At 40.3% G+C, this 11,992-nt stretch carries 11 protein-coding genes; 2 read left to right on the forward strand and 9 right to left on the reverse strand.

The genetic code is table 11. The annotated features are described in order from the left end of the window. Window positions 1–245: 245 nt before the first annotated feature. Both AC1TO4_RS08770 and AC1TO4_RS08775 read left to right on the forward strand, forming a co-directional pair. Window positions 246–1,217 (forward strand): polysaccharide deacetylase family protein, encoded by a 972-nt coding sequence (locus tag AC1TO4_RS08770; RefSeq protein ID WP_482099755.1) that lies wholly within the window; start codon window positions 246–248, stop codon window positions 1,215–1,217. Window positions 1,218–1,327: 110 nt separating this feature from the next. Next, complete coding sequence (locus tag AC1TO4_RS08775; protein WP_482099756.1) at window positions 1,328–1,519, forward strand: hypothetical protein; 192 nt, start codon at window positions 1,328–1,330, stop codon at window positions 1,517–1,519. Between the two features lie 43 nt (window positions 1,520–1,562). Here AC1TO4_RS08775 and dnaI read toward each other — a convergent pair whose 3' ends face one another. The 9 genes from dnaI to hflK form a co-directional block, all read right to left on the reverse strand. Beyond that, on the reverse strand, window positions 1,563–2,507 hold the full coding sequence (gene dnaI / locus AC1TO4_RS08780) for a primosomal protein DnaI (protein WP_482105010.1): 945 nt from the start codon (window positions 2,505–2,507) through the stop codon (window positions 1,563–1,565). 1 nt (window position 2,508) lies between these two features. Continuing rightward, window positions 2,509–3,888, reverse strand: a complete 1,380-nt coding sequence (locus AC1TO4_RS08785; RefSeq protein ID WP_482099758.1) for a replication initiation and membrane attachment family protein — start codon at window positions 3,886–3,888, stop codon at window positions 2,509–2,511. Between the two features lie 32 nt (window positions 3,889–3,920). Beyond that, complete coding sequence (nrdR, locus tag AC1TO4_RS08790) at window positions 3,921–4,382, reverse strand: transcriptional regulator NrdR (protein WP_482099759.1); 462 nt, start codon at window positions 4,380–4,382, stop codon at window positions 3,921–3,923. Window positions 4,383–4,535: 153 nt separating this feature from the next. Then, complete coding sequence (locus AC1TO4_RS08795) at window positions 4,536–5,558, reverse strand: glyceraldehyde-3-phosphate dehydrogenase (RefSeq protein WP_482105011.1); 1,023 nt, start codon at window positions 5,556–5,558, stop codon at window positions 4,536–4,538. 123 nt (window positions 5,559–5,681) lie between these two features. Then, window positions 5,682–6,278, reverse strand: coding sequence for a dephospho-CoA kinase (coaE, locus tag AC1TO4_RS08800; RefSeq protein WP_482105012.1), 597 nt, complete (start codon window positions 6,276–6,278; stop codon window positions 5,682–5,684). Window positions 6,279–6,300: 22 nt separating this feature from the next. Beyond that, window positions 6,301–7,173, reverse strand: a complete 873-nt coding sequence (gene mutM, locus AC1TO4_RS08805; protein WP_482105013.1) for a bifunctional DNA-formamidopyrimidine glycosylase/DNA-(apurinic or apyrimidinic site) lyase — start codon at window positions 7,171–7,173, stop codon at window positions 6,301–6,303. Between the two features lie 9 nt (window positions 7,174–7,182). Beyond that, window positions 7,183–9,807 (reverse strand): DNA polymerase I, encoded by a 2,625-nt coding sequence (gene polA, locus AC1TO4_RS08810; RefSeq protein WP_482105014.1) that lies wholly within the window; start codon window positions 9,805–9,807, stop codon window positions 7,183–7,185. 149 nt (window positions 9,808–9,956) lie between these two features. Further along, complete coding sequence (gene hflC / locus AC1TO4_RS08815) at window positions 9,957–10,976, reverse strand: protease modulator HflC (protein ID WP_482105015.1); 1,020 nt, start codon at window positions 10,974–10,976, stop codon at window positions 9,957–9,959. Next, a complete protein-coding gene (hflK, locus tag AC1TO4_RS08820; protein WP_482105016.1) occupies window positions 10,976–11,944 on the reverse strand; it encodes an FtsH protease activity modulator HflK in 969 nt (322 codons plus the stop codon). Before hflK ends, hflC begins: the two co-directional genes overlap by 1 nt. Between the last annotated feature and the right edge of the window lie 48 nt (window positions 11,945–11,992).

The raw sequence follows: 11,992 nt of genomic DNA on the forward strand, positions 1-11,992 counted from the left end.
TGAATACTTAAGCAATCTCCAAATACATCTGTGGCTTAGAAGAATTTGACTTTTCTAACCCGTTTTATGGTGATTATTTCCTGGGTAAGACAATTTGCCGCCTAGGTTGTGTAAGCTATATCATTTTTGTGTTTTTTCCGTGCAAAGATAAAAAAGAGCACGCATAGTCTAATGTTGAACGGGAAACCTACTAATACTAACTAATATGAACGGAGGAATTTCTATGATTCCAAAAAAATATATATATGGATAAAGCAAAATATGTTATTTACATTTTGTTAGTTATCGTCGTACTACTTTCGGTCCCAAGAATCCTTTCTAATGTACTGACAGCTGGCTCCCCAAGGATAGACACTGAGAATCCTATCCCAACTTTCTCAGAAGGCACGGAGAATGATCTTTATAAAAAGATTGTTGCTTACCGCGACCAAAACATTATTGAACCGATTGATGCAAAAATCGACAGAGTATGGAAAGCAATACCAGGGTACAATGGCTTGGAAGTAGATGTTGAAAACAGTTATAAAAACATGAAACTCGATGAAGAAATTGATAAAAGTAAAATTGTTTACAGAGAAACATCGCCAAAAATCCACTTGAACGATTTAGATCCATCTCCAATTTACAGAGGAAACTCCGAAAAGCCAATGGTAGCTTTGTTAATCAATGTCGCTTGGGGTAATGAGTACATTCCGGGTATTCTTAAAACTCTAAAAACGTCCAAAGTAAAAGCAACATTCTTTTTTGACGGAAGTTGGGTTAAGAATAATCCCGATCTTGCTGTAATGATCAATCTCGAAGGTCATGAAATTGGAAACCATGCTTATAGTCATCCCGACCTAAAACAACGTTCCAGAGCTGATACATTGGATGAATTAAAAAAAACAAACGATATCATTGAGGAGACCTTGGGTATAAAACCAATTTGGTTTGCACCACCGAGTGGAAGTTTCAATCAAGAAACGATTTTAGTCGCCAGTGAGCTGGACATGAAAACCATTTTATGGACGATTGATACAGTCGACTGGAAAAAGCCAGAAACCTCTGAAATGGTTAATCGCATTGTATCGGGCGTAGCGAATGGTTCCATGGTATTAATGCACCCTACAAAACCTGTTTTTGAAGGCCTAGAAACCATGATAAACGAGATCAAAGAAAAAGGATATCAACTAGGTACGGTAAGTGATTTGATGAGCGAAAAACGTATTACTCAATAAATTTCATCAAAAAATAAGATAGAAACATTTTAATGCTTTTCACATTATAGTGTTTTCCAATGAATAATAAACTCATTTGAACACATGATATGTGCATGGAGGTGATAATCTTGACGAATAATAACAACAATAACAACAACCGAAATGCTAATCAAAACCGCAACAATAACCAAAATCCAAACGACATGCGTGAAGAGTTTGGAGCTGCATTTGATGTGGATAAGCTGAGAGATCAAAACAACAACAATAACAACAACCAAAATGAGAAACGTACAAATCGTAATGACAGAAATAATAAATAAATTATAAAGAACTGGCACATGAATTTACTCATGTGCCAGTTCTTTATTTTTCTCGTCTATTTTCCCCTTGGAGCCGTACCGGGCTACTAATCATTCGAATCCTTTCCATGATCCGAGCCGCTTTGACTGCTTCTTTTTCTCCGCGCTGTGTATACGTCAGGTGATCTTCAAGTTCAGCGTAATTAAAATTGGAAGTGAAAAAAGTGGGCAACTTTTCTGCCATTCTGAATTGGAGTATTGTTCCTAATACTTCATCACGTGTCCATGCTGACATCGTTTCCGCACCAATATCATCAAGCATTAGCACTTGTGCACCTTTCACAAAATCAATTTTTTCATTGAGCGTTTGATCTTGAATTGATTGCTTCATTTCCCTCAGAAATTCCGGAACGTAAACAGCAACTGTCCGTATTCTACGATTGGCCAATTCATTGGCCAATGCTCCAAGCACGAACGATTTTCCAATTCCAAACGGGCCATAGATGTACAAACCGCGTTCAGGTAATTTCCCAGTTTCATCGATAACATTTAAAAAGTCTTTCGCAGCACGTACCGCCTTTACTCTACTGTCATCAAAAAACATATCAATATTTTGTAATTTTGCTTCCATAACGTCTTTAGGCATATACATACTATCAATCATCTTTGTAATATTACGCTGATTGTCATCCATTAACTTGTTGGGGCATTTCATATATTCTACATCAATTAGCTCGCGAGAGAGTAACAATTTGGGTTCGAAGCCTTTCATGATATTGACACACCCCTCAAGATCGGGACACTTTCCACAACTGTGGGAAGCGGTGGCATATTCGTATAACTTGCCTAAGCTCCGCTCAACAACTTCACCATTAACTTCAGTGGAATGATCCGTTAAAAATTGTTGTACTCCTGGACTCTCCATCACTTCTTTTCGCAACTCATCATACCTTGCAGCAAATGCCGGTGATTTCACAACCCGTTTCAGCGTATCGCCAATATGTTCCATTTCAGTTCACCATCCCGTCCCCTGTTACGCCTAATTCCTTAAGTAATTTACGACGTTCTTCATCAATAGCTGAAGAAGACTTAACAGGTACATCTGTTTTTGTTTTCTCTTCATCTTTTTTATAAAACCATTCCGGTACTTTTTCTTCACGTACAGATTTTCGTCTTGGCCATGATTTCTGTCCTGTATTCTGACCTTCATTTTTCCACTTCACATACTGATCATGCTCACTCCGTGAAATTTCCATTGCGGTTTTCACAGTTTCCACCTTTTTGCTCATCCAATGGGAAGCTATCCGCTCAGCATAACTGGTCGTTATTTTCCCATCATTACGGTAAAGTACGTATTGCAAGAGGACATTGACGACACCAACGGACAATCCATGAGTATTGATTAGTTTTTCGGCAAGCTTCACATCTACCGATACCGGCTCTTTTCCTATAAAATCACGCAGCATTTCAATTGGTGCCGTATTTTCAAGATAATGTACCAATTCTTCTTCTTGCGACAATACTCCTGTTTCAGGCTTAGGTGGTTCTTTCGCATACACTTTATGTAAGACTGGTGCTTCTTTTGAAACGTTCATTTTATAAAATTCAGCAGCTGATTTACGTAATCTGTCCTCTGGCAACATAAGATCTTCATCAAGTGCCATCATAATAACTTTTTGCATATCTAATGGCGTCAGCGAATAAAGGAATGCGAGTTTTGCAATTGATTCCTTTGAAACAGAAGATAATGAAGCTTTAGGGACCATTTGTTCAGATAACCCCGAACGAAGCAGGTCGAAATCAAAGTCGGAATGCAAGAATGGAACACCTTCCGATTCATTCCGTCCGATAAACTGCTGGTCCTCGCCCACATCCAAGCTATGACCCTGTTGTACGGGTGTATACACATCCAAAAATGTACGTGAAACATCTTCAAATCCGAATTCATTAACACTTTCTATCGCAAAACGACTACGTAGATTTCGGTATGCCTGTTCCCCAATTTTGCTAAACAAGAATGTCGACAATAATGGATCTAGAAAAAAAGCTTTGGCATCCAGTGGAGGAAGCAGTTCGTAAACAAATAATCTTGCATCCCCATCTTTCTTCTTGTACGTACGCAGCAAACCAATTGCTTCAAGAGAAATCCTGGCCTCGAAAACAGGTCCTAGCGGCATCGTCAAAATGTTCATTAGATGGTAATGATTATATTCACGATCATCCTCCCGCTCCGCATCCGCCCACAATGTCATAAACAGACTCATTGCTCCAGGACCAATCAGTGGCTGATAAAATAAGGTGAGGAGTTGGCGATCATAATCCGAAAATGGCTGCGTTAACCGAATCTTGTATGCATCAACTGGTTGTAGCTCTTTATAAAGTGGTGCCATTGCAACTCTACTTCCTATCTAAATGGGATACGTTATTTTTTAGTTCGCTTTTGTAAGTTTTGCAATTCTTCTATGAAAACCGTGATGTCTTTATATTGGCGATAGACCGAAGCAAATCTGACATATGCGACTTCATCAACTTCAGAAAGTCGTTCCATAACCATTTCTCCTACATCATCGGAATTAATCTCTACGACACCTGCACTTCTCAATTCTTTTTCAATCGAAGTAACAATGTTTTTCAAGTCTTCAAGTTGGACCGGACGTTTTTCACAAGCACGGATTAGTCCTCTGAGTACTTTTTCCCCACTAAATTCTTCACGTGACTCATCCTTTTTCACGACAATCAGTGGTGTTTCCTCAACTTTTTCAAATGTCGTGAATCGGAACGCGCATTGTTCACATTCCCTGCGACGTCGGATAGATTTATTCTCCTCGGCAGGTCTGGAATCGACGACCCGGGTGCCATTGTATTGGCAAGCTGGACATTTCATAAGTTGGTTCCTCCGATTTTTCTTAGATAATAACTTAATTATAACAGAACATGTCCCAAAAAATCAGAATGGAGGGGAAATATCATTGGACAAACCAAAAAAGCGTCCTCCTAATCATATTATATTGATTAGGAGGACGCTTGCTATTTATGATTAAACCAGCGCATCTTTTTTTAATGCAGCAGCTACTTTTTTCGTTAAATCAACAACACGAGCAGAGTAACCCCACTCATTATCATACCAGGCAAGCACTTTCACTTTACGATTAGCCATAACCATTGTTGAGAGGCCGTCAATGATAGCTGAGTCCGTTGTTGTATTGAAATCGATGGATACAAGTGGCTCTGTCGTAAGATGAAGGATACCTGCCATAGCCCCAGTTGACGCCTTTATAAACGCGTCATTAACCATTTCTACTGTAACATCTTGCTTTAAATCCACAACTAGGTCAACTAGTGAAACATTAGGCGTCGGTATCCGTAGAGACATCCCGTGAATTTTCCCTTCCAATTCAGGAAGTACAAGCGCTAATGCTTTTGCAGCCCCAGTTGACGTAGGAATGATAGATTGCCCACATGCACGTGCGCGACGAAGATCCTTGTGCGGATTATCCAAGTTTTTTTGATCGTTCGTGTATGCGTGTACAGTCGTCATTAACCCATTTTCGATGCCGAATGTATCGTTGAGTACTTTAGCTACAGGAGCTAAACAGTTTGTCGTGCAGCTAGCATTTGAAATGATATCATGTTTTTTAATATCGAATTTATCTTCGTTGACTCCCATTACAATTGTCACATCTTCATTTTTACCTGGAGCAGAGATAATGACTTTTTTTGCTCCAGCTTCAAGGTGAAGTGCAGCTTTGTCTCGGGAATTGAATTTACCAGTCGCTTCGATGACAATATCAATACCGAGTTCCCTCCAAGGCAAGTTAAGCGGATCGCGGTCAGAAACGATTTTCACTCGTTTTCCATTGACGACAATTGCATTTTCTTCTGCAATCACTTCACCATCAAATGTACCATGATTCGTATCGTATTTTATAAGATGAGCAAGTGTTTCTGATGGATACGTTGCATTTATCGCAACAATTTCCACATCTTCTTCTCTAATCATTTGACGGAAAACCATCCGTCCAATTCTTCCGAACCCGTTAATCGCAATAGAAGTAGTCATATATAGATCCTCCAATATGTATGTTATACAATACGTGTTTATTCGCTCATTAGTATAACACATATTAATTCAGAAAAAAGCATATTAACTATTTATTACGTTTTTCATCTATTCAGATAATGATTATGGTTGCGCATTCCAATCTAATAGTATCGCATCAAGCTGTCGCCCCGTGTGCTCTACTGTCTCATTATTGTGTAATACCGCATCTGCACCCAGTTCCTTTTCTTCCATTGAAAGCTGAGATTTGATTCGTGCATCCGCTTCTTCTTCCGATAACACATTACGCGCAATAAGCCTTTGTTTCTGGATTTCTGGAGTTACGGACACGACTATGATTCTATCCACAAAGGATTGTAGTTTACTTTCAAACAAAAGCGGGATATCCAGTATGACTGTATTTGAGCCTGCTAAGACCCAATGCTCTTTTTGTCTTAGCATCTCTTTTCTAATAGCAGGGTGCATGATTCCATTTAATATTCTGCGCTCTTCTTCATGTCCAAAAATACGCGCGCCCAGTTTTTCTCGATTTAGAGATCCATCCTCATGTACTACATCTTGTCCGAATACGCGGACAATCTCCATAAGGACCGGACTCCCCGGCTCCACTACCAGTCGTGCTATTTCATCCGCATCCACTATAGGGTAACCTTTTTTCTTCAGCATAGCGGAAACAGTGCTCTTTCCACTTGCAATACTGCCAGTTAATCCGATAATCATAGCTTAGAAGGCCTCCTATCAATCATTTCTGGCATTTTGGACAATAAACGGATGTCCTGCTAGCAATTTTCATACTCTTAGTAGCTGTGCCACAAACAGGGCAAACTTTCCTACCATACATTTTAAGCCGATCCTGCATTGTTCCTGCTTCACCATTAATATTACGGTAATCTGAAATGGAACTCCCGCCTGCATCGATACTTTCCTGTAAAATGGCTACGATTTCATCAAACAATTCGTTTTTCCGTCTTAAGCTTATCCGTTCCGCTGTTCTACCAGGATGAATGTGCATCTTAAACAGCGCTTCTGTTGCATAAATATTTCCACATCCTGATAACACTTGACCATCCATGATGACTTCTTTAATTGGTTTACAAGCATATTTCGGAGTTGAAGCACACTCAAGAAAGTGAAGGCGCGCTTCGGAAGCGAAAGGTTCAGGCGCCATTTTCAATAGAGGCGGATGATCCGCTTCACATCCGAGAAGCCGTAATTCTCCAAAACGACGAATGTCTGAATAGACAAGCAATCCTCCATCTACCAGTTTGAAGATAACGTGCACATGTTTGCGAAATTTCGCTTCCGTTATCTCTTCTACCGTGTTGACAGTGAACCAGGCTCCTGTCATACCCAGATGACTGACCAGGAGACAAGTGTTATTGTTTTTCGTTAAATGAAAATATATATATTTACTTCGACGCGTAACATCTAAAATGGTCATTCCAGCCATTTCTAAAATGAAATCTTCAGTTGTAATTCCCTTTATCACAGCTTCTTTACCTAGTTGTTTGGATTTAATGACCGTCTCTGAAATAATCACTTCTTGGATTGTCCTTCCTCTCGCAATAGGTGCAAGTGCCCGGACGACCCCTTCTACTTCTGGCAGTTCAGGCATTTTCTTACCTCACTTCGTTTCGTACCAGGATAATCCAAACGCCCAGTCCACTTTTAATGGTACGTCAAGTGCAATTGCGGATTCCATCACTTCAGGTACGATTTCTTTTAATTTTTCAATTTCATTTTCCGGTGCTTCAAAGATAAGTTCATCGTGCACTTGCAAGAGCATACGTGTCTGCATGCCTTCCACTTCAAGGCGTTTAGCCATTTCAATCATAGCTTTCTTAATGATATCTGCCGCACTTCCTTGAATTGGTGTATTCATGGCTGTTCGTTCTGCAAAACTTCTTAAATTGAAATTCGAACTTGTGATTTCCGGTAAATAACGCCTGCGGTTCATGAGCGTCGTCACATAGCCTTTTCTTTTCGCTTCTGCAACGATATCATTCATATACTGTTTGACACCTGGAAAACTACTGAGATAGGTATCAATAAATTTAGCAGCATCTTTTCTCGTAATGTCGAGGTTTTGTGAAAGTCCGTAATCACTAATACCATATACAATCCCAAAGTTGACGGCTTTGGCTGCCCGACGCATATCTGAAGTCACGAGGTCTTTTTCAACGCCGAATACATCCATTGCTGTTTTTGTATGAATATCTGCACCTTCGTGAAAAGCTTCAATCATTTTTTCATCCTGCGACATATGTGCGAGTACACGAAGTTCAATTTGGGAATAGTCGGCAGCAAATAAGTACCAGCCCGGTTCAGATGGAACGAACGCAGCACGTATTTTCCTTCCTTCCTCAAGTCGTACAGGAATGTTTTGCAAATTGGGATTGATGGAACTTAGACGTCCTGTTGTTGTGAGTGCTTGTTGGAATCGGGTATGAATTTTTCCATCTTCATGAATCTCTTTCAATAACCCTTCAATATACGTTGAATTCAATTTACCAAGTTGACGGTAATTTAAAATATGGCTGATTATCTCATGTTCACTTTCGAGTTTCTCGAGCACATCAGCTGCTGTTGAATAGCCAGTCTTCGTCTTTTTAATCGGCGTAAGCCCAATTTTTTCGAAGAGAATGACGCCTAGCTGTTTAGGTGAATTAATATTAAATTTCTCTCCTGCAATTTCATAAATATTTGTTTCAAGTGTAGCAAGTTTCGCCGATAACTCAGTTCCTATAGTAAGGAGTGTCTTCCTGTCGACCATAACGCCCGTAGTTTCCATTTTCCCTAGAATGGCTGCAAGCGGCAGTTCAAGTTCATGGTAAAGATCATATTGGTTGTTTTCTTTTAGTTTTTCTTCAATCTCTGCATGCAGTTTCCAAATCGCTTGTGCTTTTCTGCCAGCATGATCAGCAATCACTTCTGTTGCAGGAACCGCTTTCTTAGCACCCTTTCCATAAATCACATCATCCTGTTCGACTTCTGTATAACCGAATTCACGGGTAACAGAGGCCACGTCAGTGTAATTTGTTGAAGGGTTGACGATGTATGTGGCAAGTAATAGATCGAACTGGAAACCTTCTGCATCCAAACCAAGACCCGAGAGTGAGGCGAATGCCGCTTTGGAATCAGATGTGTATTTTAACTTGTCCGTCTTTTGTAGCCACTGCTTGAACGCTTCACTGTTCTGTGCAACTTCAACTGGCACGAATAGAATGTTTTTTTCATCTGCCAAACTTATGCCTAGAATCTGCGCAGTCAGATAATTGTCGTCCATCATTTCGACATGGATTGCCATCTCATTTGACAAATCTTTTTCGAACAGCTCGGAAACGATTGTAACCTCAATAGCTTTTTTCGGCTCCTCTGCCGCTTGTGGTGTGATTTTATCGAGGAGCGTTTTGAATTTCAATTCGCTGTAAATACTAATTACTTCTTCCATATCAGGGCCGTCATATGCAAGATCATTTATTGAGACTGTAATGGGAGCATTGACTTCGATTGTCGCGAGGTCTTTACTCATAAATGCCTGCTCTTGATTTTCAGTTAAATTCTGATTCAGTTTTTTTGCAGTAATATTTCCCAGTGATTTGTATACATTTTCGATGGAGCCATATTCAATCAATAATTTAAGCGCTGTTTTTTCGCCAACTCCCGGAACACCGGGAATGTTATCTGATGCATCACCCATTAGTCCTTTCATGTCGATAATCTGATGTGGCTCAATCCCATACTTCTCCATCACGTGATCAGGCGTATATTTTTCAATATCCGTCATCCCTTTTCGGGTAATGAACACCGTTGTATGGTTGCTTGCTAGTTGCGTTAAATCCTTATCCCCCGAAATGACTACAATTTCAGAACCATCCGCATCGCCTTTTTTACTTAGTGTTCCGATAATATCATCTGCTTCATACTGATCAAGTTCGTACTGTGGAATTTTGTACGCATCAAGAAGCTTGCGCAAATAGGGAAATTGCTCGGACAACTCGGGTGGTGTTTTTTGTCGTCCGCCTTTATATTCTCCGAATGTTTTATGCCTGAACGTTGTTTTTCCAGCATCCCATGCAACTAATATATGCGTAGGTTTTTCTTCCTCTAAGATATTTTGTAACATCATTGTAAAACCATATACTGCGTTCGTATGGATTCCGTTATCATTTGTCAATAAAGGCAATGCAAAAAATGCCCGGTATGCAAGACTGTTTCCGTCAAGTAATACAATTTTCTTAGTCGTCACGTACGCTCCACTCCTATTCAAAACACGTCATCTTCATTCATCTTACACGAGGGCAAGAAGAATTGAAAATGACGTGTTTTTTAGTAAACCTCGGCTCTCTCTCCATATGACAAGTCATATGGAGCTTGTTGCAGGTTATTCGTTCTTACTTAATCTAGATAGCCTGTCAATACTTTGGCGTATGGGGAATCAGCAGGGATGATGATCATTGTGTCCTCACCAATTGTTGTCTTATACGATTGAAGTGTGCGATACAAATTATAAAACTCTGGGTCTTTTGAAAATGCATTATTATAAATTTTTGCCGCTTCGGATTCCCCTTCCGCATGGATGATTGCAGCTTCCTTTTTCGCAGTTGCCAACATTTCCTGAACTTCACGGTCTGTCTCCGCTTCAATCCGACGTTTATCTGCATCCCCTTGTGATAAATAGGATTGTGCAGTCGACTGACGTTCGGAAATCATCCGTGTATAAATCGACTGTTCATTTTCTTCAGGTAAGTCGATACGCTTCATACGGACATCCACAACTTCGATACCGTAGTTCCCTTCAGCCAAAAACTCATTTACCCGCTTCGTCACACGATCATTCATACTACCTCGGGAAGAGTTTTCATCATTTACGACATCTACATAGTTCAACTGACCAAGTTCAGTCCGAACAACAGAGTAAATGAATTCCCCCAACCGCGATTCGGCATTTACAATATTCCTCGCGTTTGAAATCATTTTTCCAGGATCTGTGATTCTCCAAACTGAATAGTTGTCAATGATAATACGTTTCTTATCCTTTGTATTGATTTCCTCTTCAGATACGCTATAACTCATCAAACTCTTAGGAAGAGTTGTGACACTTTGTATGAACGGTATTTTCATGTTCATCCCCGGTTCATGTACAATGCGCTTAATTTCCCCAAATTGGCGGACGACTCGGTATTCATCTTCTTTAACGACGAATATATTGGCGATTACTATGACCATTAATGCAAATAGTGCAGTGAGGATAAGCGTCAGTTTCGCATATTTTTTTATTTCAAGCGGTGCTTTAGGTGTAACAGGTGTACCTGTTGCTTTGGTTGCTTTGGTTGCTTTAGACGCTTTCTGTTTTGCACGCTGTCTTTCCAGGAATTTTTCCTCGATGGATTTAAATGGATTATCGTCATTCGCCATCAGTTTCCACCCCCTTCCGTTTTCGGTTCAGCTGGTGGAGGTGTTGTATTCTCCATTTGCTGTAATGGAAGATATTTCACCGTTTCGCCTGAATCGTTCATAATATAGATTTTTGCTTTCGGCAATACTTGTTCGAGTGTTTCAATGACAAGTCGCTGCCGCGTGATTGCTTTATTCTTCGAGTATTCTACAAGTAAATCATTGAAGAGAGCCACATCACCAAGGGCTAGCTCGGTACGCGCCTTCTTTTGCCCGATTGCATTCGACTTGATGGCATCGACTTCCCCGATTGCTTCATTTTTCTTTTGGTTTTCATATTTTTCAGCTTCGTTCGTCTTCGTGTTTTTCGTTTCGCGTGCATCCGTCACCGCTGTGAAGGCGGCACGGACTTCGGCATTCGGAAGTTCGACATCTTGCAGCTTGACGCCTTGTATGGCAATGCCGATATCATACTTATCGATGAGTGTCGCAAGCAGTTCACGTGTCTGTGCTTCAATTTCCGCTTTCCCATCCGTCAGTGCGGCATCTATCGTCGAATTACCTATGATGGAACGGATAGATGCTGAAGTTGCGTCATGGAGAATTGCCTTCGGATCTTGCGCATTGAATAAATACTTCTGCGGTTCAGTGATTTTCCATTGAACAACCAGATCAGTAAGCACAATGTATTCATCCCCCGTGATCATCTTGGTTTCTTTATCGAACGAAACAAGCTCCCCCCCGGCATCTTGTTTATATCCGAATTGCAGACTAAATGTCTCTTTCGATAGTAATTCAGCCCTTTGAATTGGCCATGGTAATTTGAAATGAAGTCCCGAATCTGTCACTGTTGTATCCGCTTTACCAAATGTGATAACGACAGCCTGTTCAGATTCGTCGACAGTATACCATGTTGTGAAAGCAACGATTAACAGTAGTAGTCCAGCGAAAACCATTCCGACTGTCATTAAAATACGTCGTGTACTCATTTGTAAGCCCCCCTTCTCTTATGTATAACCTGTTATACGTTCTAAATA

This window comes from Sporosarcina sp. Y838, from assembly GCF_056786515.1.

Excerpts from the sequence above, each read along its gene's own strand:
- coaE (WP_482105012.1), bottom strand. The coding sequence starts at position 6,278 with ATGATTATCGGATTAACTGGCAGTATTGCAAGTGGAAAGAGCACTGTT.
- nrdR (WP_482099759.1), bottom strand. The coding sequence starts at position 4,382 with ATGAAATGTCCAGCTTGCCAATACAATGGCACCCGGGTCGTCGATTCC.
- dnaI (WP_482105010.1), bottom strand. The coding sequence starts at position 2,507 with ATGGAACATATTGGCGATACGCTGAAACGGGTTGTGAAATCACCGGCA.
- AC1TO4_RS08770 (WP_482099755.1), top strand. The coding sequence starts at position 246 with ATGGATAAAGCAAAATATGTTATTTACATTTTGTTAGTTATCGTCGTA.
- AC1TO4_RS08795 (WP_482105011.1), bottom strand. The coding sequence starts at position 5,558 with ATGACTACTTCTATTGCGATTAACGGGTTCGGAAGAATTGGACGGATG.
- hflC (WP_482105015.1), bottom strand. The coding sequence starts at position 10,976 with ATGGCGAATGACGATAATCCATTTAAATCCATCGAGGAAAAATTCCTG.
- mutM (WP_482105013.1), bottom strand. The coding sequence starts at position 7,173 with ATGCCTGAACTGCCAGAAGTAGAAGGGGTCGTCCGGGCACTTGCACCT.
- AC1TO4_RS08785 (WP_482099758.1), bottom strand. The coding sequence starts at position 3,888 with ATGGCACCACTTTATAAAGAGCTACAACCAGTTGATGCATACAAGATT.
- hflK (WP_482105016.1), bottom strand. The coding sequence starts at position 11,944 with ATGAGTACACGACGTATTTTAATGACAGTCGGAATGGTTTTCGCTGGA.